At 59.0% G+C, this 20,114-nt stretch carries 23 protein-coding genes; 12 read left to right on the top strand and 11 right to left on the bottom strand.

Annotated elements, in window-relative coordinates:
* Positions 1 to 58: 58 nt before the first annotated feature.
* Positions 59 to 493: a low molecular weight phosphatase family protein gene (locus ACQQZ8_RS01925; RefSeq protein WP_430267889.1), complete on the bottom strand. Its 435-nt coding sequence runs from the start codon at positions 491 to 493 to the stop codon at positions 59 to 61.
* A 2-nt stretch (positions 494 to 495) separates the two neighbouring features.
* The gene (locus ACQQZ8_RS01920; RefSeq protein WP_431712112.1) at positions 496 to 879 is read right to left on the bottom strand and encodes an ArsR/SmtB family transcription factor; all 384 of its coding nucleotides are present in this window, start codon (positions 877 to 879) and stop codon (positions 496 to 498) included.
* 209 nt (positions 880 to 1,088) lie between these two features.
* On the opposite strand from ACQQZ8_RS01920, the gene arsB reads away from it, so the two are divergent.
* Genes arsB through ACQQZ8_RS01900 form a run of 4 tightly spaced genes read left to right on the top strand, consistent with a single transcriptional unit; the run spans position 1,089 to position 4,653 of the window.
* Positions 1,089 to 2,078 carry an ACR3 family arsenite efflux transporter gene (gene arsB, locus ACQQZ8_RS01915; protein WP_431711064.1) on the top strand — a complete coding sequence of 330 codons (990 nt, stop codon included), beginning with the start codon at positions 1,089 to 1,091 and terminating at the stop codon, positions 2,076 to 2,078.
* 12 nt (positions 2,079 to 2,090) lie between these two features.
* A complete protein-coding gene (locus tag ACQQZ8_RS01910) occupies positions 2,091 to 2,507 on the top strand; it encodes an arsenate reductase ArsC (RefSeq protein ID WP_430267886.1) in 417 nt (138 codons plus the stop codon).
* 31 nt (positions 2,508 to 2,538) lie between these two features.
* Positions 2,539 to 3,984, top strand: coding sequence for an FAD-dependent oxidoreductase (locus ACQQZ8_RS01905; protein WP_431711063.1), 1,446 nt, complete (start codon positions 2,539 to 2,541; stop codon positions 3,982 to 3,984).
* Positions 3,985 to 3,993: 9 nt separating this feature from the next.
* Positions 3,994 to 4,653 carry a three-helix bundle dimerization domain-containing protein gene (locus ACQQZ8_RS01900; protein WP_430267884.1) on the top strand — a complete coding sequence of 220 codons (660 nt, stop codon included), beginning with the start codon at positions 3,994 to 3,996 and terminating at the stop codon, positions 4,651 to 4,653.
* A 480-nt stretch (positions 4,654 to 5,133) separates the two neighbouring features.
* Here ACQQZ8_RS01900 and ACQQZ8_RS01895 read toward each other — a convergent pair whose 3' ends face one another.
* Together ACQQZ8_RS01895 and ACQQZ8_RS01890 are read right to left on the bottom strand one after the other, a co-directional pair.
* The gene (locus tag ACQQZ8_RS01895) at positions 5,134 to 5,541 is read right to left on the bottom strand and encodes a molybdenum cofactor biosynthesis protein MoaE (RefSeq protein WP_431711062.1); all 408 of its coding nucleotides are present in this window, start codon (positions 5,539 to 5,541) and stop codon (positions 5,134 to 5,136) included.
* Between the two features lie 2 nt (positions 5,542 to 5,543).
* On the bottom strand, positions 5,544 to 6,719 hold the full coding sequence (locus tag ACQQZ8_RS01890) for a ThiF family adenylyltransferase (protein ID WP_431711061.1): 1,176 nt from the start codon (positions 6,717 to 6,719) through the stop codon (positions 5,544 to 5,546).
* Positions 6,720 to 6,755: 36 nt separating this feature from the next.
* Between ACQQZ8_RS01890 and ACQQZ8_RS01885 the strand changes: the two genes are divergently transcribed.
* From ACQQZ8_RS01885 to ACQQZ8_RS01865, 5 genes are read left to right on the top strand one after another with little or no spacing between them, the layout of a single operon-like run.
* Positions 6,756 to 7,007 (top strand): MoaD/ThiS family protein, encoded by a 252-nt coding sequence (locus ACQQZ8_RS01885; protein WP_431711060.1) that lies wholly within the window; start codon positions 6,756 to 6,758, stop codon positions 7,005 to 7,007.
* 3 nt (positions 7,008 to 7,010) lie between these two features.
* Entirely contained in the window at positions 7,011 to 8,243 is a 1,233-nt protein-coding gene (locus ACQQZ8_RS01880) for a molybdopterin molybdotransferase MoeA (protein WP_431711059.1), read from the top strand.
* Positions 8,236 to 8,712, top strand: a complete 477-nt coding sequence (gene moaC, locus ACQQZ8_RS01875) for a cyclic pyranopterin monophosphate synthase MoaC (RefSeq protein ID WP_431711058.1) — start codon at positions 8,236 to 8,238, stop codon at positions 8,710 to 8,712. The genes ACQQZ8_RS01880 and moaC overlap by 8 nt, the downstream gene beginning before the upstream one ends.
* Complete coding sequence (locus ACQQZ8_RS01870; RefSeq protein ID WP_431711057.1) at positions 8,702 to 9,193, top strand: MogA/MoaB family molybdenum cofactor biosynthesis protein; 492 nt, start codon at positions 8,702 to 8,704, stop codon at positions 9,191 to 9,193. The genes moaC and ACQQZ8_RS01870 overlap by 11 nt, the downstream gene beginning before the upstream one ends.
* Positions 9,194 to 9,202: 9 nt before the next feature.
* On the top strand, positions 9,203 to 9,445 hold the full coding sequence (locus ACQQZ8_RS01865) for a DUF1653 domain-containing protein (RefSeq protein WP_431711056.1): 243 nt from the start codon (positions 9,203 to 9,205) through the stop codon (positions 9,443 to 9,445).
* 15 nt (positions 9,446 to 9,460) lie between these two features.
* Here the strand turns inward: ACQQZ8_RS01865 and ACQQZ8_RS01860 are convergent, their stop codons facing one another.
* From ACQQZ8_RS01860 to ACQQZ8_RS01845, 4 genes are all read right to left on the bottom strand, one after another.
* Positions 9,461 to 10,249, bottom strand: coding sequence for an IclR family transcriptional regulator domain-containing protein (locus ACQQZ8_RS01860; RefSeq protein WP_431711055.1), 789 nt, complete (start codon positions 10,247 to 10,249; stop codon positions 9,461 to 9,463).
* A gap of 113 nt (positions 10,250 to 10,362) precedes the next feature.
* Positions 10,363 to 11,019 carry a 3-oxoacid CoA-transferase subunit B gene (locus tag ACQQZ8_RS01855; protein WP_431711054.1) on the bottom strand — a complete coding sequence of 219 codons (657 nt, stop codon included), beginning with the start codon at positions 11,017 to 11,019 and terminating at the stop codon, positions 10,363 to 10,365.
* Positions 11,019 to 11,690: a 3-oxoacid CoA-transferase subunit A gene (locus tag ACQQZ8_RS01850; protein ID WP_431711053.1), complete on the bottom strand. Its 672-nt coding sequence runs from the start codon at positions 11,688 to 11,690 to the stop codon at positions 11,019 to 11,021. Before ACQQZ8_RS01850 ends, ACQQZ8_RS01855 begins: the two co-directional genes overlap by 1 nt.
* A gap of 33 nt (positions 11,691 to 11,723) precedes the next feature.
* Positions 11,724 to 12,935, bottom strand: a complete 1,212-nt coding sequence (locus tag ACQQZ8_RS01845) for a thiolase family protein (RefSeq protein ID WP_431711052.1) — start codon at positions 12,933 to 12,935, stop codon at positions 11,724 to 11,726.
* A 145-nt stretch (positions 12,936 to 13,080) separates the two neighbouring features.
* Between ACQQZ8_RS01845 and ACQQZ8_RS01840 the strand changes: the two genes are divergently transcribed.
* A complete protein-coding gene (locus ACQQZ8_RS01840; protein ID WP_431711051.1) occupies positions 13,081 to 13,830 on the top strand; it encodes an IclR family transcriptional regulator in 750 nt (249 codons plus the stop codon).
* Positions 13,831 to 13,861: 31 nt separating this feature from the next.
* Here ACQQZ8_RS01840 and ACQQZ8_RS01835 read toward each other — a convergent pair whose 3' ends face one another.
* Complete coding sequence (locus ACQQZ8_RS01835) at positions 13,862 to 14,656, bottom strand: aspartate dehydrogenase domain-containing protein (RefSeq protein WP_431711050.1); 795 nt, start codon at positions 14,654 to 14,656, stop codon at positions 13,862 to 13,864.
* 124 nt (positions 14,657 to 14,780) lie between these two features.
* Positions 14,781 to 15,671: a LysR family transcriptional regulator gene (locus ACQQZ8_RS01830; RefSeq protein WP_431711049.1), complete on the bottom strand. Its 891-nt coding sequence runs from the start codon at positions 15,669 to 15,671 to the stop codon at positions 14,781 to 14,783.
* A 154-nt stretch (positions 15,672 to 15,825) separates the two neighbouring features.
* Between ACQQZ8_RS01830 and ACQQZ8_RS01825 the strand changes: the two genes are divergently transcribed.
* Positions 15,826 to 16,896 carry an MBL fold metallo-hydrolase gene (locus ACQQZ8_RS01825; RefSeq protein WP_431711048.1) on the top strand — a complete coding sequence of 357 codons (1,071 nt, stop codon included), beginning with the start codon at positions 15,826 to 15,828 and terminating at the stop codon, positions 16,894 to 16,896.
* 28 nt (positions 16,897 to 16,924) lie between these two features.
* Complete coding sequence (locus tag ACQQZ8_RS01820) at positions 16,925 to 18,343, top strand: MFS transporter (RefSeq protein WP_431711047.1); 1,419 nt, start codon at positions 16,925 to 16,927, stop codon at positions 18,341 to 18,343.
* Between the two features lie 329 nt (positions 18,344 to 18,672).
* On the opposite strand, the gene ACQQZ8_RS01815 is transcribed toward ACQQZ8_RS01820, so the two are convergent.
* On the bottom strand, positions 18,673 to 19,935 hold the full coding sequence (locus tag ACQQZ8_RS01815; RefSeq protein ID WP_431711046.1) for a multidrug effflux MFS transporter: 1,263 nt from the start codon (positions 19,933 to 19,935) through the stop codon (positions 18,673 to 18,675).
* Positions 19,936 to 20,114 lie beyond the last annotated feature (179 nt).

Below are 20,114 nucleotides of genomic sequence, written 5' to 3'. Positions count from 1 at the left end.
AGCGGGTGCCTTTCATCGAGCACGGTAAAGAAGTTCTTAGTTGTTGGTTAGTTCAGGTTTACTTGGCGCCCAGTAAGCGCTGAGCAAGGTCTTTCACGCGGGCATGAATATCGTCGCGTACTAGTTCCATGCGTTCGCGGCCTTCGATGCCGCGTAACGATGGCTCGTCGGTTTCCCACACTTCGATCTGCACTTGATCAAGTGGTGGAACCTGCGCTTCGGTGCCCAGGACTACGACTAATCCGGCGTCGCGCAACATTTGTTCGGTGAGCTGCTTGGGAGTTTCGGCACTGATATCAATGCCTAGATCCATCAGTGTTTGGGCCGAAAGATCGTTGATTGCCTTGCCGGGGCGGGTGCCCGCCGAGCCGACGGAAACGGCTTGCCCGACCTCGTGAGTCATGAGTCCCGCTGCCATCTGCGATTTACCGCCGTTTTTGACGCAGACGAAAAGCACGGAAGGGCGTTCCGTTTGCTCGTTGACAGTGTTCATTGTTAGCCCTTCGGAGTCAGTGTGGATGCCAGGGAGTCTAAGGCACCGGGAATTAGTGAGTAGTAGGCCCAGACGCCTCGTTTCTCGCGGTGTAGCAGTCCTGCCTCCACCAGAATCTTCAGGTGATGCGAGACGGTTGGTTGTCCCAGGTTCAGGGGTTCAGACAAATCGCAGACACAGGTTTCGGCGGTTGCACTGCTGGAGACGATCGACAAGATGCGCAATCGATTCGGGTCAGACAATGCTTTGAAGCGCGCGGCGAGCACTTCGGCTTCTTCCGCCAACAGCGACTGGTGCCCTTGGGCTGGGACACAGCAAGGCGTTTCTTCTGATGCTGGAAGCTCGTTCGTCTGCTGGGTTGAAGGCGTTGCGACCGTGGTGCTCATTGATTCGCCGTCACTTTCGTTGAGTCCCCATCGGGAGATTGACATTTATCGATATATGCAAGCATACTCGAAACATCGAACAACGTCGATGTCTAGTTTTTTGGAGAGAACTCGCCGTGACAAACGCTGCCGCCCCAACTGACACGGGGCACATAACTGCCAAACTCTCAACCCTTGACCGGTATCTACCCGTGTGGATTCTCGCCGCAATGGCCCTGGGACTTGGCCTAGGACGGCTGATTCCCGGATTGGGCCAAGCCTTAGAATCCGTCAAAGTCGCCGGGGTCTCCCTGCCGATAGCCATCGGCCTGCTGGTGATGATGTATCCAGTCCTGGCCAAGGTGCGATACAACGAAACCCACCGCGTGATCGGCGACAAGAAGCTGATGATCACTTCCCTGGTGATCAACTGGGTGCTCGCCCCAGCCTTCATGTTTGCTCTAGCGTGGCTGTTCCTCCCAGACCTGCCGGAGTACCGAACGGGCCTGATCATCGTCGGGCTGGCCCGCTGCATCGCCATGGTGCTGATCTGGAACGACCTGGCGTGCGGCGACCGCGAAGCAGCAGCAGTCCTGGTCGCCATCAACTCGGTGTTCCAGGTCATCGCGTTCGGGGCACTGGGCTGGTTCTACCTCCAGGTTCTACCTAACTGGTTGGGTCTTCCCACCACGAGCGCCGAATTCTCCGTCTGGGCCATCACGCTGTCGGTCCTCATCTTCCTCGGCATTCCACTGGTGGCAGGATTCCTCACCCGCACCCTGGGAGAAAAAGCCAAGGGACAGGTGTGGTACGAAAACAAGTTCCTTCCCAAGATTGGCCCGTGGGCCCTCTACGGATTGCTGTTCACCATCGTGGTCCTCTTTGCCCTGCAAGGCGATGCGATCATCGCCCAACCACTGGACGTCGTGCGCATTGCCCTGCCACTGCTGGTCTACTTCTGCGTGGTCTTCGGCGCAAGCATGCTCATCGGCCGAGGCTTAGGTATGGGTTACGCCCGCACCACCACCCTTGCCTTCACGGCTGCTGGCAACAACTTCGAACTGGCCATCGCTGTATCCATCGCAACCTTCGGCGTCACCAGCGGTCAAGCACTCGCTGGTGTCGTCGGACCACTGATCGAAGTACCGGTGCTCGTCGCACTGGTCTACGTCGCCTTATGGTCCAGAAAATTCTTCCGCTCAACCACCACCGACGCATAAGAAAGCACCCTCATGAACACCACCGAAACCAAGCCTTCCGTCCTGTTCGTCTGCGTCCACAACGCCGGACGCTCCCAAATGGCCGCCGCGTTCCTCAGCCACCTCGCCCAAGGCCAGATCGAAGTCCGCTCGGCCGGATCCGCCCCCGCCGACAGCGTGAACCCTGCCGCCGTGGCCGCGATGCATGAAGTCGGCATCGACATGTCCGCCGAAGTCCCCAAGGTACTGACCACCGAAGCGGTCAAAGAATCCGACGTCGTCATCACCATGGGCTGCGGAGACACCTGCCCGGTGTTCCCCGGCAAGCGCTATGAAGACTGGAAGCTCGATGACCCCGCAGGACAAGGCGTCGAGGCGGTGCGGCCGATCCGCGACGAAATCCGCACCCGCATTGAAACCCTCATTGCTGAGCTTCTGCCCACCAAGTAACACCTGCCGCTTTAAGAAGGAGTAGAAGACCATGAATCAAACTCACCCCGTTGTTGTCATCGGCGCCGGCCCCGTGGGCCTGGCCGCTGCAGCCCACTTGCTCGAACGGAACCAGGACGTTCGAGTCCTGGAAGCAGGCCCCACGGCCGGTGCGACCATGCTGTCATGGGGCCACATCAAACTCTTCTCCACCTGGCGCTACAACATCGACGCAGCAGCCCGACGCCTGCTGGAAACCCCCACCGACACCTACGCCGGCCAGTGGGACGCACCGCGGGAAACCCGACTGCCTACCGGAGCAGAGATGGTCAGCGACTACCTAGAACCCTTGGCGAACCACCCAGCCCTGGCACCCAAGATTAGCTATGGGCAACGCGTCACCCACGTCACCCGCATCCAACCAGACGGCAAAGGCGTGGACAAAACAAACTCCAAGCAGCGACCAGACTCCCTGTTCCTAGTCCGCACAGCCACGGATGCCGGGGCGCAGGAATTCATCGCTCGGGCCGTGATTGACGCTTCCGGAACTTGGAACCAGCCCAACCCGGTGGGACGATCCGGAATCGACGCGATCGGCGAAGCCGAGGCACGAGACGCCGGTTTCATCACCTCCCCATTGCCCGACCCCTTGAACGCCGATGCGCAACACTTCGCTGGAAAGACGATCCTCGTACTAGGTGCTGGACACTCGGCCGCCAATACGCTCATCAGCCTTGGACGGCTACGCCAAAAGCACCCGACCACAACGATTTTGTGGGGACTACGAGGCACAGCGAACCCAGTGCGGCTCTACGGTGGCGGCGCAGCAGACGAACTGCCCGCCCGTGGCCAGCTCGGAACCTCCCTGCGCCGATTCGTTGACAACGGCGACATCCGCATTCTAGAGAATGTTGCGATCACCTCACTGGAGACCGGTCACCGGCTCACCGTCAACCTCGCTGATGCCACCAGCATCGACGTGGACTTCCTCGTCCCCGCCACAGGATTCCGACCAGATCTGTCGATCCTCTCGGAACTGCGTCTGGACATGGATCAGATCGTTGAAGCGCCACGGCAGCTGGGCCCATTGATCGATCCAGAATTCCATAGCTGCGGCACCGTCACGGCCCACGGCGAACGAGTCCTCGCGCACCCCGATCCCAACTTCTACATCGTAGGAATGAAAAGCTACGGGCGCGCCCCAACCTTCTTGATGGCCACCGGATACGAGCAAGTCCGATCCATTGCCGCTGCCCTTGCCGGTGACCGGACAGCCGCCGACCAGGTGGAACTCGAACTGCCCGAAACAGGTGTATGTTCCACCGACCTGGGCGGGTCCTGCGATCTGCCTGCGTCCGCCGACACCGCGGCCTCCAGCTGCGGAAGCCCGGAAACCAGTGCTGATTCTTGCTGTGGTGCACCTGAACCGATCACGATCGGGTTTGCTACTGGCACCTTGCACGGCCACACCGAACTGCTGTCCGAGAAGAAAAGTTAGGGAACTGTCATGAGCAATTCGCCGGTCTCGACTCCCGAAGACGCCACCACTAAAGACACCCACGTCCTTCAACGCACCGCCGCGCACTTGGCAGAACGCTACGAAGGGATCTTCACACCAGAAATGGTGGAACGCTACGTATTCGAGTCCTACACGGCCTTGGGCCGCACCGCGAAAATTCGCACGTACCTCGCGGCAACTGCAGGGCACTTCGCAGACAGTCGCTTGCGTGCCTTGGCTCAGTCCATGGACCGCATTGACAATGAAGTTCCGCAGGTGTTGTTCGTCTGTGTTCAGAACGCGGGCCGGTCGCAACTGGCTGCAGCCCTATTACAGAAGCTTGGCGGGGATCGTGTTGAAGTGCGCTCGGCTGGGTCGCTTCCTGCCCATGATCTTCACCCAGAGACCCGTCAGCTGCTCAGTGAGCTTGGTATGGACACGCGCGATGCTTATCCGAAGCCGCTGACCGATGATGTTGTCCGGGCTGCAGACTATGTGATTACCATGGGCTGCGGCGATACGTGCCCGATCTATCCAGGTAAGAAGTATGTGGATTGGCAGGTTGAAGACCCCGATGGTAAGTCCGATGCAGAGATTCATCAGGTACTCGCGGATCTGGACGCCAAGGTCAAGCAGTTGTGGCAGGACATCAACGAGGATCCACGCTAGTCCCGCCCAAGGATTACTTGATCACCGCGAATGATCGTCTAGGCACTAATGATCTGCGGAGATGTTGAAGGCGGTGCACTGTACTCATGTGGAGTACAAGTGCACCGCCTTCAACGTTTGAATGAAGCACATGATGTGTGCGCGGAAAGCCGCCATTTCTTCTTGTTATTAACCGCCACATGAAGCTGACAGTCACACTACTTCACAGGAAAGTCCTTTGAAAACTCAATGCTCGGATTTTCTCGCAACCATGGGTTGCAACCATTTGCGCGAAATCATTACACAGCTATCAGTTGCAAGTCACTTCTTGTGAGCCCCTCAGCAACAATCGGAGCTTCTCGCTACCCTCAAAAAGCGGCATCGACACTGCTTCAAGTATTTTCTTCACACCACCTTTGGATGAATCGAAAGCTTGGTCATCTTCGATTCCCGCGTGCTAGGTCGTTCTATCCGCACGGGCAATGACCCACTGCAGTGTGGTTACAGCCCCACCCATTCGGAGCTGCCAGAAGTGAAATGCTGTTTCTTCCAGATCGGCACCTCGGCCTTGATCCGCTCGACTAGATTTTCGATGGCTTGGAAGGCTTCCTTGCGGTGTGCGGCGGCTGCGGCGGCAACCAGTGCGGCATCACCGATCTGCAACGGGCCCACGCGGTGCACGGCAGCCAGCTTCAGTCCGGTGCGTTCTTCTTCCTCAGCGATGATCTTCGCCAAGAATTCCTGAGCCTGCGGGTGATGCGAGTAGTCCAGCGAATTCACCGACTGGCCGCCATCGTGGTTGCGGATGATGCCGTGGAACATCACCAGCGCACCGGAGGTATCGGATTGCACCGCGTCGCGGACGGCCTGCTCATCAATGATCTCTTCGGTAATCAGCGCGTAGCTCAAGTTCAGACCCCTTTAGCGTTCTGTGGTTCTACCAGCAGTTGTGGTTTCTCTGCGGCCAAGGCGGGCAGGCCGCCTTCAAGGTAGTTGGCGTTGATTCCGCGCGCTGCCAGTAGTGCGGCTGCGCGCTGCGAGCGCGGTCCGCGAGCGCAGTACACCGTAACTTCGGCCGGGATCTGCTCCAGTGCGGCACCGGACTCGATGGCCGCTTCGAGCTCGGGCAACGGAATGTGCAAGGAACCAGCAACATACTGCTGCTCACGTTCGTCCTCATTGCGCACATCCAACAGCGCCGGGGCATCGGTTCTGGCTAGAGACGCGGCGAGCGCCGTCGCCTCGATGGGTTGCACCTCGGGTAGCGAACCGGCGCAGAACACTTCGTAGTCGATCAATTCGGTGACTGCAGGTGCCTGCGGATCCCGGGAGTATTCCAAGGTGCGGGTGTTGGCGGCCAGCGCATCATAAATTAGCACCTTACCCACCAGCGGGTGACCGATCCCGGCGATGAGTTTGAGCGCTTCGGTGGCCAGCAACGATCCGACCGTTCCGCATAGTCCGGGCAGCACTCCCCCGGCCGCACAGTCCGGGACGGTGCCCGGGGCGGGAGGCACCGGAAACAGGTCCCGGTAGCCCGGGCCGTGCGCATGCCAAGCCACGGACACCTGACCGTGGTGCTGCAGGATTGATCCCCAGATCAGCGGAATACCGCTCAACTGGGCTGCGTCATTGCTGAGGTAGCGAGTAGGAAAGTTGTCGCTGCCATCGATGACGAGGTCATAGTTCGCAAAAATTTCTAGGGCATTGCTCGAATCTAGCCGCAGGTTATGTTCAATGATTCGCACATTGGGATCCAGTGCCTTGGCGGCTTGTGCCAGTGAGCTGGTCTTGGGTAGCCCGATATTCGCGGTGGTATGGGTGATCTGGCGGTGCAGATTCGATAGCTCCACGAGGTCATCATCCACGATCCCGATAGTGCCCAAACCCGCCCCCACAAGGTACGGGATGCTGGCGCTACCCAATCCTCCAGCCCCTATGACTAAGACCCGCGCAGCCGCCAACCGACGCTGCGCGAGTATGTCGAACCCGGGTAGCGCCAATTGGCGGGCGGCGCGCTGGGATTGTTCTTCGCTCAACGGCGCACCGGGGGCGACCAGTGCGGGGAAGGTACTTTCGCTCATCATCGCCTCCTGTTTGCTCTAGCGCGATAGCATGAAGTCATGTCGAAGATCACGATACGCTACTTCGCGGCCGCGGCGGCGGCAGCAGGTACCGAAGAAGAATCTTGGGTTCGCCCCGAGACTCTGGCCGAGCTGCGCACTCAGCTTTCCCAAACCTACGGCCCGCAGATGGCTCAAGTGTTACGCGCCGGAAGTTTCCTGATCAATGGGGTGGTGCGGCGCGATGCCGGAGCGTTGGGCAGCGATGACGAGTTGACCGTGGATGTCCTACCGCCCTTTGCTGGCGGATAGCCGATGGTGTGTACTCTTGAATCGCACCGTGCCGAGTTGAATGAACTTCTCGGACCGGTTTTCGCCGCTTTGGGTACCGAGTTGCTTGATATCAACAGCCCGGTTCTTGCTGATCGGGTCACTAGCGAGGATATCTTCGCGACCCTGCCGATCCCAGCGTTCACCAATTCGCAGATGGACGGCTACGCGGCACGCAGCACGGATCTGGCATCCGCCAGTGTGAGCATCCCGGTGATCCTACCGTTGGGGTACACCGCCGCCGCCGGGGATCCACAAATTTCTTTGGTACCGGGCACCGTTAGCCCGGTAATGACTGGAGCAATGATTCCGGAAGGTGCGGACACCGTCATCCCGGTAGAACGCTCCGTCGCCGGAGCCTTCCCGCAGCTGGTGCGTGTCGGGCACGGTATCCCCACCGGTGAGGCTAGCTTCAGTGCCCCGAGTGCTGCCGGACAGTTCATTCGTCCCCTCGGCGAAGATCTGGCCGCTGGCGCTTTGGTGGCTGCCGCGGGCACAAGGCTGACTCCCACCATGATTGCAGCGCTGGCTTCCAGTGGTCTGCAACAGATCCCGGTGCACAGGTCACTACGGGTAGCACTGTGCACCACCGGCGATGAACTCGGCGGTGACACCACCGTTCAAGGGCAGATCCCCGACGCAAACTCCCCGATGCTCGCGGCCTGGCTCCGGCACTACGGCGTATACGTACGCACCCTCCAATTGCCCGATGACCCGGCACGGTTCACGCAGGCTATAGACCAGCTACAGACCCAAGTGGATCTGGTATTGACCGTCGGTGGGATTAGCGCCGGCGCCTATGAAGTGGTTCGCCAGTCCTTAGCGCCGCGCGGCGGAAACTTCCACCATGTGGCCATGCAACCCGGTGGTCCGCAGGGCTTCGCGCGTCTGGAGCAGTGCGCGGTGCTGTGTTTTCCGGGAAACCCAGTCAGCGCGCTGCTCTCGGCCGAATTATTCTTAGCACCCCTCTTGCGCCAGCTGAATCGCTTGCCAGAGCCGCAGCCAGAGTCGTACCCGCTAGCTGCCGGGGTTAACTCCCCAGCGAATAAACATCAGGTGCGGCGCGCTCTCATCCGCGAAGGCCGGGTCACCGTCCTAGACCCGGGCTCCCATCTGGTCCATGATCTGGCCCACGCCGACGCGCTAGTGCACATTCCGGTTGGCGTAAGTGAACTATCCGCCGGGCAGATTATTAACACCTGGAGATTGAATGTCTGAGAAACTCACCCACCTGCGTGACGATGGCAGCGCCCATATGGTCGATGTCAGTGACAAAGAAGTGACCAAACGAGTAGCTACCGCTGAGGCGATTTTCGCAACCCGCCCAGAAGTTATCGAACTGCTAATGAGTGGCAATCTGCCCAAGGGTGAAGCGTTGGGCACCGCGCGGGTGGCTGGCATTATGGCCGCCAAGCGCACCTGGGAATTGATCCCGCTCTGCCACCCACTGCCGATCAGCAAGGTGTCTATTGACTTCACCGCCGAGGATTCCACGGTGCGTATCACCGCACAGGTGACCACCAAGGGCGTCACGGGGGTAGAGATGGAGGCCTTGACCGCCGCCAGCGTGGCCGCGCTAACGCTGTATGACATGGTCAAGGCCGTGGACAAGCATGCCGCAGTGCGTTCGGTTCAGGTCATTTCCAAGTCTGGGGGCAAGAGCGGTGACTGGGTCCGTGAAGACTAACCGCACCGCCGCGGTAATTGTCGCCTCCACCAGTGCCGCCGCCGGCCACTCAGCCGATACGACGGGGCCACTGATCTGCCGGTGGCTGACCACTCAGGGTTTCAGCGTCCAAAACCCCGCGGTAGTCGCCGACGGACCACCCGTGGGCCAAGCTGTGCGGGACGCACTGGCAGCCCAGAGACAGGTGGTGATCGTGACCGGAGGAACCGGAGTGTCCCCCGATGATCAGTCCCCGGAAATGGTGGCCCCGTTCTTGGAGGTAGAGCTGCCCGGAATCATCGACGCAATCCGCCGCCGCGGGGAAGCATCCACGGCGATGTCCATAATTACACGTGGCGTTGCCGGATTTGCTGGTAACACTTTTGTAATCACCTTGCCCGGTTCCAGCGGCGGGGTCAAAGATGGGCTGGCAGTCTTAGAACCTATTCTTGACCACCTGTTGACCCAACGCTCGGGGCTTGCCGGGCACGGTCCGCGCTAAGCCCCTACTTTGCCACGCATCACCGAACGAAAGGCCACACCGTTGAGTATCGAACCGGGCATCTACGAACACTTCAAGGGGCAACGCTATGAGGTGCTGGCTGTGGGCCGGCATAGTGAGACCGAAGAGCCGCTGGTGTTTTATCGCAAGCTCTACGATGACTACAGTTTTTGGGCTCGTCCGCTGGAGATGTTCGCCGAACACGTGGAACGCGAGGAGTACCGCGGGCCGCGCTTCGTGAAGATCGCCTAGCGCACCACGTGGAAGCTACTTGCTGGCGGCCAGCGCCTGTTCTACCTTGGCCGCGGCCACCCGCAGAGCAGGGAGCACGCGTTGCGCGGCTTCATAAGCATCCGCTTCGCTTCCCGGCCCCACGCTCATCGACACATTCAACGCTGCCACCACCCGAGCGTCGGCGCCTCGCACCGGCACCGCCACTGAACGCAAACCCACCGAGAGTTCCTGATCCACCACTGCGAACCCCTGCTGGGCGACTTGGAGTAATTCGGCGCGCAGTGCCTGCGTATCGGTCAAAGTCCGTGGGGTCAGCGCATCCCCACCGGCGGCCAACACTTTTTCGATGGTCTCTTGCTCTTCGAAGGCTAGGAGCACCCGCCCCATGGAAGTGCTCAGTGCCGGGAACCGGGTACCCACCGAGATACCCACCTGCATAATCGACCGAGTATGTACTCGCGCGATATACATGATTTCACTGCCTTCAAGCACTGAAGCCGACGCAGATTCACCCACCTGCGCGGAGAGCTCCTCGAGCACTGGTTCGATCATTTGCGGCAAAGTAGCACTGGATAGGTAGGCATACCCCAGTTGCAGCACCTGGCTGGTCAGTTCGAAAAGTTTCCCGTCGAAGCGCACATACCCCAACTCCACCAAGGTTAGGAGGAAGCGGCGGGCGGTTGCGCGTGAGAGCTCGGTCCGGGTGGCCACTTCACTGAGCGTCATCCGCGGGTGCTCGGCATCAAAACTGCGGATCACCTGCAAACCCCGAGCCAAGGACTGTACCGAGGTTCCCGTGTTCCCGGAGATTTCACTACTCACGATCGTTCTTCGCTTCCTATCTAACGGGCTCACACCTTGAGCACCAGTGACGAAGGGGCCCACGCTCACGATTGAATATCGTGTGCGCAGACCCCCACTAATCTACTTGAGCTTTAGGCCTTGGTCAGTTCCACCGGAACCTTGGCAGCCAACTCTTCAAAGCTGATGCCGTGGGTGGAGCGCACAAACACCTTGTTCTCACGCAGCTCGAAGATCGCCACTTCGGTGTAGATCCGGGACACGCAGCCCAACCCGGTCACCGGGTAGCTCAAAGCTTCGACCAGCTTTGACTCACCGGACTTCGTGAACAGGCTCATCATCACCCAGGTTTGCTTGGCACCGATCGCTAGATCCATGGCACCACCCACGGCCGGGATCGCACCTTCGGCGCCGGTATGCCAGTTAGCGAGATCTCCAGCCTGAGAGACTTGGAAAGCGCCCAGTACACAGACATCCAGGTGCCCGCCGCGCATCATTGCAAAGGAATCCGCGTGGTGGAAGAAGGAAGCACCGTCCAGTTCGGTCACCGGGATCTTGCCGGCATTGATCAGGTCCTCGTCAACCTCATCGCCGGTGGCGACCGGGCCCATCCCCAACATCCCGTTTTCGGTGTGCAGGGTAACGCCCTGTTCCTCGGTCAGGAAGTTCGACACGTTGGTCGGCTGACCAATGCCCAGATTCACGAAAGCGCCGGCTGGAATGTCCACGGCAACCAGCTGCGCCATCTCATCGCGGCTCAGCTTTGCTTCGGTGGTAGTAAAGGTACTCATTACTTCTTTCCTCCCAGTGCCACAACGGTATCCACGTAAATTCCCGGGGTCACCACAACCTCCGGATCAATGCTGCCAACCGGCACCACTTCATCAACCTGAACGATTGCTTGCTTTGCCGCGGTCGCCATAATCGGGCCGAAGTTGCGAGCGGTCTTGCGGTACACGAGGTTACCGTGGGTATCCGCTTTCAGCGCCTTGATCAGCGCGAAATCGGCATGAATCGGGCTCTCTAATACATAGCCCTTGCCGTCGATCATCCGGGTTTCCTTGCCTTCGGCCAGCAAGGTGCCGTAGCCGGTAGGGGTGAAGAAACCACCAATCCCGGCACCGGCGGCCCGGATTCGTTCGGCAAGGTTACCCTGCGGAACCAGCTCAAGTTCGATTTCTCCGGCCCGGTAGGCCTCGTCGAAATGCCAGGAGTCCGACTGACGGGGGAAGGAACAGATGATCTTCTTGACCCGACGTTCCTTGATCAGCAGCGCCAGACCGGCATCGGCCTGACCCGCGTTGTTGTTCACCACGGTCAGATCGGTCGCGCCGCAATCCATCAGTGCGTCGATCAGTTCCATGGGCTGGCCGGCGTTACCGAATCCGCCGATCAGAACGGTTGAACCGTCCTTAATATCTGCGACGGCTTCAGCCGCCGAGCTGGCAATACGTGGTGCCATGAGTTCTCCTTAGCTTGAAAGTTTTCGCCGTACTTAGGCGCTAGCATTGACGTTTTCGATAACCACTGCCAGACCCTGACCCACACCGATGCAGATCGCTGCCACGCCGTAGCGCTCGCCGGTTTCCTGCAGGCGACGAGCCAAGGTGCCCAGAATGCGCAGGCCAGAGGCACCCAGTGGGTGGCCGATGGCGATTGCGCCACCCCATGCGTTGACGATGGCTGGGTCGATGTCCCAGGCGCGGATGCACGCCAGCGACTGTGCGGCAAAGGCCTCGTTCAGTTCCACCGCAGCAATGTCACTCCAGGAGAGCCCGGCCTTGGCCAGGGCCTTGTTGGCTGCGTCAACCGGCGCAAAACCGAAGTACTGCGGATCCAAAGCTAAGGCACCGTTGGACACGATGCGGGCAATCGGATCGGCACCCAGCAACGCTCCGCCACGCTCGGAACCAATGAAAGCTGCCGAGGCGCCGTCGTTCATCGGTGAGGCGTTGCCAGCGGTGACAGTTCCGTTGTCGGCCGAGCGGAATACGGTGCGCAGTCCGGCGAGGGTTTCGGCGGTGGAGTCTGCGCGGATGGTCTCATCGCGGGTGACCTCGCTGCCGCGCTTGGAGGCAGGCGGTACGGAAACCACGAGGTTGTCGTATCTGCCCGCATCCCAGGCCGCCGCGGCGGCTTGGTGCGATGCGGCCGCAAAACTGTCCTGATCTTCACGGCTGATCTGGTATCTTTCGCGCAGCTGCTCGGTAGCTTCACCCAGCGACACGGTCCATTCCTGCGGCATGGCCGGGTTCACGAGACGCCAACCCAGCGTCGTGTTTGCCAGTTCGAGGTTGCTCATCGGGAACGGGCGTTCGGTCTTCGGCAAAACCCATGGAGCACGGCTCATCGACTCAACACCGCCGACCAGTACGAGGTCAGCGTCCCCGGTGGCCACCTGACGGGCAGCGGCGATGGAAGCATCCAGCGAGGAACCACACAGGCGGTTCATCGTGGTGCCCGGAATGGAGGTGGGCAACCCGGCAAGGAGCGTGGCCATGCGAGCAACGTTGCGGTTTTCTTCGCCTGCACCGTTGGCGTTGCCAAAGATCGACTCATCGATCGTTGTTGGGTCCAGTTGTGGGGCACGCGCCACGATCTCACGAACGACATGTGCGGCCAGATCATCCGGGCGGTGACCAGATAGCGTGCCACCCAACTTACCGAAAGGGGTACGAATCGCATCGTATAGATAGGCCTGCTGCATGGTTTACTCCCTCACCGCGAAATGTTCGCATCGTGAACTTAAGTTCGTTAAATGAACTTTATCAATCTTGGAATCCACATTCAAGGTTTTTGTGCCCTGTGACACGTCCGGTCGCGTGGCCAACGGGGTGGTTTAGAGTTATGCCATGGCCAATTCTCCCAGCGGGGATTCAATGCTTGACCGGCTCGTGCGGATTTTGGATTCCTTTGATTCCAAAAATCCAAGCATGTCGGTAGCTACCCTGGCGCGACGGGCGCAGATCCCCCGAGCCACGATGTACCGGCTGTTGGATGACATGGTGAGTCACGGACTTCTCGCCCGCGATAAGGATGGCAAGGTCTCCCTCGGTCTCAGGCTTTGGGAGCTAGCCACGCGCAGCGCCACCACCCAAGATTTACGTTCCGCCGCACTGCCCTTTATGGAAGATATCAATCAGCTCTTAGGGCAAAACACCCAGCTAGCGCTGTTGCATGAGGACGAGGTGCTGGTGATCGAACGGCTTTCACGTCCCGGTTCGGTGGTCAATCAGGCGTCGGTGGCCGGACGGATGCCGGTGCACAGCACCTCGATGGGTCTGGCGCTCCTGGCTTTTTCCGCTCCGCATGTGCTGGATGATTACCTATCGCGCCGCGCGGAGACGTTAGAGCACCACCATCCGCAATGGCGCCATGAGCTGGCGGAAATTCGACGTCGGGGGTATGCCACACTGGATGGACTCATCGATCCCGAAACGACCGGGGCGGCGGCCCCGATCCTTGATGGTCAACGGTATGCGGTGGCGGTGCTTTCGGTGGTGGTACCGCGCGAAACCACTTCACTACCGGCAGTCGCCATGGCGCTTCGCACCGCCGCCCGCGGAATCTCGCGTGCGCTAGGTCATCTGGCAGATCTCTAAGTCACCGCCATGCTCTTGTCGGGTTACCTTATTAGATCAACCCGCCGGACTGGGCAACGATGGAATTCAGTGAGCGCAGCACCGCATAGGGAACCACGCCGCTGGTTCTGGGGTTCTCGGCAGCTGGTTCGTTCTGAATCGTGAAATCGTATTCACCGCAAGTTCCCTTGGCGTGAATGCGGTGTTCGGTTAGTCTCGCCGCAGGGTCGGCCAGAAGCCTAACTTGCACCACAGACCAGTCACCGATGGCCAGAGCGACCGCGGCGGCCACGTTCAGGGACTTGGGAAAGAGCTGGGCCGCGTCGCGAGCAGAACCGGAAAAGACCTCGCTGGCGGCAGTGGCTTGCTCTAGCTGCGCTATTTGCTTCTCACTCATCCACGGCTGGATGAGTGAGTGGGGAAGCTTTCGCGTGGTAACCGTAACGCGCTGGTAGTCACCCATTCGAGCCCCGGCGGCTAAGAGATCCAACCCGCCAATGGCACCGGAGGTATAGAACAACCGCCCGGGGAACGCGGCATGCAGTTTCGTGTGCAGACGCGGATCGGCAAGTGCGCCGATGGAGGTCATCAACAGGTCGGTGCCGGAACTCAAGATTTGTTCGCCATAGCTTTCAAGTGCTTGTTGTCCGGCGCATTCGACAATCACGTCGCACTCGGTGAGGGCCGCCGAGAGCGAAAGTCTTCGCGCCGGAGCGTCCCTGAGTTCGCTTCGCACCATAATTCCGGCCAGACTAGCCCCCGGCACCAGACCGGCAGCGATATCTGCCGCGACCCGCGATCCAATGGCTCCGTGCCCGAGTACTCCGACTCGGCATTGCCTGCGCATATTCCTCATTCCCGTTTTCCGACCGACTCCGCACGTCCGGGTTTTGACCGGTGCGTTCTTTGGCCAGCTTAGAGTAGTACTTCACCGTTGCGGCAACAGTTACCCCGGCGATAAATTGACAGCTTTAGGCCCACTGAGCGCGTAAGCAGGCTAGTGCTTCGTTAACCATGGCACTACGGTCAATCCCTAGCGGCATGGCTGCAACCAGCGAATTACTGCTCGTCTTATCCGCTAAGGGACGGAATACCAGCGGCCGATTCTCCATGCTGCTTTCGGTCGGCTGCATCAACAGAGAATAGGCCAATCCACGTCCAACCACGGAGTGAATGGCTGGCACGCTGGACATCAGCCACCCCACGTTGGCCTGCACATCGTATCTTTCGAACTCGGCTAGCGTAAATTGCAAGGCGGGCTCAAGACTCAAGAAGGCGGCCGGATACTGGGCCAACTGGGCGAAACTGATCTCTTCAAAATCAGCCAAGGGGTGATTCGGGCTGAGCACTACACGTCGATGAAATTCATGGATCAATTCCGTTTCGCAGCCTTCCCCGAATTGAGCCTGATATCCAATCGACAGCTGTGCCCGCCCACTGACGAGTGCTTGCTGGATTTCCGGCCCATTACCTTCAACGAACCCCAGCTTAATGTCCGGATGCTTGGATGCGAACCACTCAATCAGATGCGGCATCACATGCACTGCCACCGTACTGAACACCGCAATGGACAATCTGCCGGAAAGTCCGGTGTGGGTGTGGAGCACTGCTAAGCGCAACTGTTCCACTTGTTCGGTGATCAGGCGGGCACGCTTAGCCACCTCCTGACCTTCGGGTGTCAACGCCACTCCACGCCCACGGTGCCGCAGTGCTAACGGAACCCCAAGCGCATTTTCTAACTGCCCGAGCGCAAGGCTTACCGCCCCTTGGCTGACGTGGCACAGCCGAGCCGCGTTGGTTACCGACTGGGTTTCTGCCACAGCGGCGAAATATTCCAATTGCCGTAAGGTCACATCACTCATTAGCTCTCCTTATGAGTCTCTACAAAAATACTAGCTAGGAAAATGTGATGCGCAACACCACAATTGAATCAATACCTAGACAGACATCGCGCCTCGCTCACCAGCGTCGCCCTGTCCTTAATTTTTCTAATTCTCTGGAAAGTGGATTCAACTCATGAGCCAGTCACCGGACACCCCACTCATTCCCTATATCGTGACCCTCGGTACCGCCGGTGGTCCACGCTGGTGGAAAGACCACGAAGGTACTCCGCGCTTTGGTATCGCGACGGCCGTTGTGGTGGGCGAAACCTGGTATCTCGTCGACTGCGGCCAGGGCGCCGGGCGTCAAGCCAATGCTGCGGGCTTAGCGATGTCCAACCTCGGCGGCATTTTCATTACCCATATGCACTCGGACCACACGGTGGATTTGCCCTCACTGCTACTCTTTGGGGCTTTCGAACTAAAGAACACTCCCCGCGGCCCCATTCCCGTTGTCGGCCCGAGTGACCGCGGTAAACTGCCACCGCTCTCCCCCCGCGCGACCAGCACTCCCGACGCAGTCGCCCCGCACCGTCCGACCCCTGGGGTGAACGGTCTGCTGCACGGAATTTTGGGAGCCTACGCCACCGACTGCAATGATCGAATTTTTGATTCACTAGCTAAATCACCGGTCGAACAGTTCGAGGCACTCGAAATCGAACTACCAGCAGACCTGGCATTCGACCCGGATACCGATGTCTCCCCCGAGATGGAACCAATCGAAGTCTTCCGTGACGAGCAGGTTACGGTGACCGCCATTCTGGTTTCTCATCACCCGACCGCGCCAGCCTACGCTTTCCGCTTCGAGACGGTGGCAGGATCAGTCACAATTTCCGGTGACACCGCCCCGTGCGAAAACATGGTGCGCTTAGCTCAGGGAACCGACCTATTGCTACATGAGGCTATTAATTTAGACATTCTGGCCGCCCAGTACTCGGATGCTCAGATGCTACAGGCAACGATGGATCACCACCGGCGAGCGCACACCACCGCGAAAGAAGCTGGCGTAATTGCATCCCGGGCCGGGGCTAAGCATCTGGCACTACACCACTTGGTACCGAGCTATTCTCCCCCAGCGGCGTGGCAAGAAGCGCACACCACTTACTCGGGTCCGCTGTCGATTCCCAATGATTTAGAGGTCATTCCCTTCGGCCCTGCCGCACGTACGGCTACAGAGGTTAGCAATTCGTTCCCGGCCAACATCTAGGCTCAACAATTTTCGAAAGGACTCTGTCATGAGTCAGAACAACTCGACTCCCGCACCTGAAGGCAAAACCTACCACGCCAACCCGAAGGAAATGCGCAGAATTCTCTTCTCCAGTTTTCTCGGCACTGCCGTCGAGTACTACGACTTCATTCTGTATGCCACCGCGGCGGGCATTGTTTTCAACAAAATTTTCTTCGCAGACCTCGATCCGGGGGTCGCCCTCTTCGTCTCCTTTGGAACGTTGGCGATCGGATATATTGCTCGCCCGCTGGGCGCACTGATCTTTGGCAACCTCGGCGACAAGGTTGGTCGCAAGACGATCTTGCTGACCACGGTTCTGGCCATGGGTATCGCCTCCACTCTCATTGGTCTGCTACCCAACACTGCGCAAATCGGTCTGTGGGCCCCGCTGCTTCTGGTGACCTTGCGTTTCTTCCAGGGACTGGCTGTAGGCGGCGAATGGGGTGGTGCGATGCTGTTGGCCTTCGAAAGCTCTAAGAAGAGTTCCCGCGGGTTTGCTGCATCCTTCGCTTACATGGGCGCTCCGGCAGGCACCATTGTGGGCACCTTATTCCTCTCGGCAATGACCCTGTTGCCGGAAGAGCAGTTCCTCAGTTGGGGTTGGCGTGTGCCATTTGTTTTCTCTGCCGTGCTGATGATGCTGGCGATCTTCATTCGAATGAAGGTTTCCGAATCGCGGGTATTCACCGAGGTCTCTGCCGCGACAGAGAAGGCGAAGCAGCGTATCCCCGTTGCCGAGCTCTTCCGCAATCACCGCAAGCCCCTGTTGATCGCATTGGTTTCAGGTCTCTCCGGGCAGATGGTGCAGGGCCTCATGGGTGCTTGGGCAATTGCCTATGCCGTACAGCAGGCGATCTTGGCCCAGCACGAAGTACTGAACCTCAAAGCCGTGGGCGGGGTATTCACGGTTGTGTTCATCATTGTGGCTTCCAAACTCAGCGACCGTCTCGGTCGCCGTCGAATACTGATCTGGGGCAATATTGGGGCCATTGCTCTGGCCTTCCCTGTCATGTCACTTCTCCAAATGGGCCACACCATGGCTTTCTTGCTGGCCATCGTGCTGGGTCTGAGCCTGGTACAGGGCTTCACCTCCGGACCATACGGGGCGTTCGCGGGCGAGTTGTTCCCAACCAAGGTACGGTACTCGGGGACCTCAATCGGCTACCAAATGGCTTCCACCTTGGGCGCCGGGTTCACTCCAATGATCGCGACGGCACTAGTGATCGCTGGCGGCGGAGACCTCTGGCTGGTGGCCCTATTGTGGATGTCGTTCTCGGCCATGTCACTGATCGCACTCTTGTTCGCCACGGATCGCTCACGTTCAGATATCCAAAACCTAGATTCCGAGATGAGCACCAGCGCTCCCAGTAGCAAGTCGGAACCAACGAAGGGTGTAGAACACACCGAGCACACTCTGCAAGTCTAGCCACCTTCACCTTCCGAGATACCCGCTGTAGGCCCGTCCCCGCTTGTGATGAACGAGTGCGGACGAGCCTACAGCATTTTCTGGTGTGTCTGCTGGTACTGGTTCCTCGCACTGCTAACTGTTCGGCTGCACCGGGTCACCGCGGAAAGCTAGTTTGCTCAGTGGGCAGGGGCTAAACGCGCAAAGTACGCTGTACGCAGCTACACTTCAGCGGATTTTTTGATCCTCGCCACTGGCGCCGCACTGTCGCTTCGGCCGAGCGGCTCATTCTCATGCAACCTAATACTGAGCTCAGCCCAACCCACGTTGACACTTTGCCCCTTGCGGCGCTAACCAACCGCGGTGCTTGGCCGTTCCTTGGCCAAGAAGTAGAAAATATTTGCCGCGAAAGTTGCTACGAGAGTGACGAGGACTAAGGGCATCATGCTCTGCTCGCCGGCGATACCCATCAGTGGCGCGACAGCAGCCCCGCCAAAGAACTGGGCGCAACCGATGAAGGCGGATCCTGTGCCGGCAGCATGCCGGGCCTGATCCATGGCCAGTGCCACAGAGTTTCCGTTGACGAATCCCAGTGCTCCAATAATGAAGAACAGCGGAACCGGGTAGAGAAATACCGATGCCGGAGTAATCACCAATACGGCCAGACTCACCGCACCCAGACTCATGATGGTCAACCCCACCCGCAAAAGTTTGCGTGGTCCTTGAGATTTAACAAGCCAGGCGTTGATGCTGTTGGCCAGAATCATTCCCACCGAATTAAGCCCGAAAAGCAGTCCGCTGACCAGTGGACTGACTCCTAGGATGTTCTGGAAGACAAACGGCGATGCCGCGATATACCCCATTAATACGACAAAGACGAAGAACTTCAACAATGTGTAGTTCGCAAACCCGCGAATACGCAGTAGTCGCAAGCCGTCCGCGATACGCACGGCAGAGGTGTTCGTGTGTTGACTCGTCTCCGGGATGGCAAAAATTGAGATAAGCAGCATCGCCACGGTCAACGCGAGCAACACCCCAAAGATGCCTCGCCAACCGATCGGCTCAACAAGTAATCCTCCAAAGAGTGGGGCCAAAATCGGTGCCAGACCACCGACCACCGCCAAAAGACTGAAAGCACGGGCAGCGGCAACTCCACGGAAGAGATCAGCTACGACGGCTCGGCCAATCACAATGCCTGCCGCTCCAGCGAAGCCCTGCAGCAGTCGAGCTCCGATGAGAAACTCAACGGTGGGGGCACAGGTGGCGGCTACCGAGGCGATCAGGCATAGAGCAGTTCCCGCAATCAGCGGTTTCCTTCGGCCGAATTTGTCGGCCAGCGGGCCAAAGACAAGTTGCCCAAGCGCAATGCCGAGCAAGAACGCGGCCAGCGTCAGCTGCACCGCGGGCGCATCGCTGTTCAACTCCTTCACAATCAGAGGAAGGGCTGGCAGGTACATGTCGGTAGCGAACGGTGAAATGGTGGTCAGCACGGCCAGAATGAAAAGAAATCGTAGCTGAGGTTCCCCGTTAGGTTTAATTTGTCGCGGGAACGCGGTGGCCCGGGACGCATCCGGCCCATGTTTTACGGTGGTTACCTCAGTTTTTCGCTCCATCTTCTAAGCATGAGCTACAACGGCTGGTGCGAAAATACGGATGTTCCGACTACCGAAACAACTTACTCCTAGCCGGATCGCAATGCTGGGACTAGATCAGGCCTGAAGTTGCCGAAACTGGACGTCGGATGCGGTTACCGGTGAATTTCCATCTCGCTTATAGGCGCTGGAATAGTTTA

The sequence above is a fragment of the Glutamicibacter uratoxydans genome (assembly GCF_050753455.1).
GTDB classification, from domain to species: domain Bacteria; phylum Actinomycetota; class Actinomycetes; order Actinomycetales; family Micrococcaceae; genus Glutamicibacter; species Glutamicibacter uratoxydans_A.
The sequence above is the reverse complement of the archived record's forward strand: the minus strand, read 5'-3'. Positions and strand labels throughout refer to the sequence as shown.

Bases quoted from the DNA above. Each gene is read 5' to 3' on its own strand.
- ACQQZ8_RS01855 (WP_431711054.1), bottom strand. From the start codon at position 11,019: ATGAGTACCTTTACTACCACCGAAGCAAAGCTGAGCCGCGATGAGATG.
- ACQQZ8_RS01890 (WP_431711061.1), bottom strand. From the start codon at position 6,719: ATGATGAGCGAAAGTACCTTCCCCGCACTGGTCGCCCCCGGTGCGCCG.
- ACQQZ8_RS01825 (WP_431711048.1), top strand. From the start codon at position 15,826: ATGAGCCAGTCACCGGACACCCCACTCATTCCCTATATCGTGACCCTC.
- ACQQZ8_RS01840 (WP_431711051.1), top strand. From the start codon at position 13,081: ATGGCCAATTCTCCCAGCGGGGATTCAATGCTTGACCGGCTCGTGCGG.
- ACQQZ8_RS01845 (WP_431711052.1), bottom strand. From the start codon at position 12,935: ATGCAGCAGGCCTATCTATACGATGCGATTCGTACCCCTTTCGGTAAG.
- ACQQZ8_RS01820 (WP_431711047.1), top strand. From the start codon at position 16,925: ATGAGTCAGAACAACTCGACTCCCGCACCTGAAGGCAAAACCTACCAC.
- ACQQZ8_RS01835 (WP_431711050.1), bottom strand. From the start codon at position 14,656: ATGCGCAGGCAATGCCGAGTCGGAGTACTCGGGCACGGAGCCATTGGA.
- ACQQZ8_RS01850 (WP_431711053.1), bottom strand. From the start codon at position 11,690: ATGGCACCACGTATTGCCAGCTCGGCGGCTGAAGCCGTCGCAGATATT.
- ACQQZ8_RS01905 (WP_431711063.1), top strand. From the start codon at position 2,539: ATGAATCAAACTCACCCCGTTGTTGTCATCGGCGCCGGCCCCGTGGGC.
- ACQQZ8_RS01830 (WP_431711049.1), bottom strand. From the start codon at position 15,671: ATGAGTGATGTGACCTTACGGCAATTGGAATATTTCGCCGCTGTGGCA.
- ACQQZ8_RS01925 (WP_430267889.1), bottom strand. From the start codon at position 493: ATGAACACTGTCAACGAGCAAACGGAACGCCCTTCCGTGCTTTTCGTC.
- ACQQZ8_RS01885 (WP_431711060.1), top strand. From the start codon at position 6,756: ATGTCGAAGATCACGATACGCTACTTCGCGGCCGCGGCGGCGGCAGCA.
- ACQQZ8_RS01815 (WP_431711046.1), bottom strand. From the start codon at position 19,935: ATGGAGCGAAAAACTGAGGTAACCACCGTAAAACATGGGCCGGATGCG.
- ACQQZ8_RS01920 (WP_431712112.1), bottom strand. From the start codon at position 879: ATGAGCACCACGGTCGCAACGCCTTCAACCCAGCAGACGAACGAGCTT.
- arsB (WP_431711064.1), top strand. From the start codon at position 1,089: ATGGCCCTGGGACTTGGCCTAGGACGGCTGATTCCCGGATTGGGCCAA.
- ACQQZ8_RS01880 (WP_431711059.1), top strand. From the start codon at position 7,011: ATGGTGTGTACTCTTGAATCGCACCGTGCCGAGTTGAATGAACTTCTC.
- ACQQZ8_RS01910 (WP_430267886.1), top strand. From the start codon at position 2,091: ATGAACACCACCGAAACCAAGCCTTCCGTCCTGTTCGTCTGCGTCCAC.
- moaC (WP_431711058.1), top strand. From the start codon at position 8,236: ATGTCTGAGAAACTCACCCACCTGCGTGACGATGGCAGCGCCCATATG.
- ACQQZ8_RS01900 (WP_430267884.1), top strand. From the start codon at position 3,994: ATGAGCAATTCGCCGGTCTCGACTCCCGAAGACGCCACCACTAAAGAC.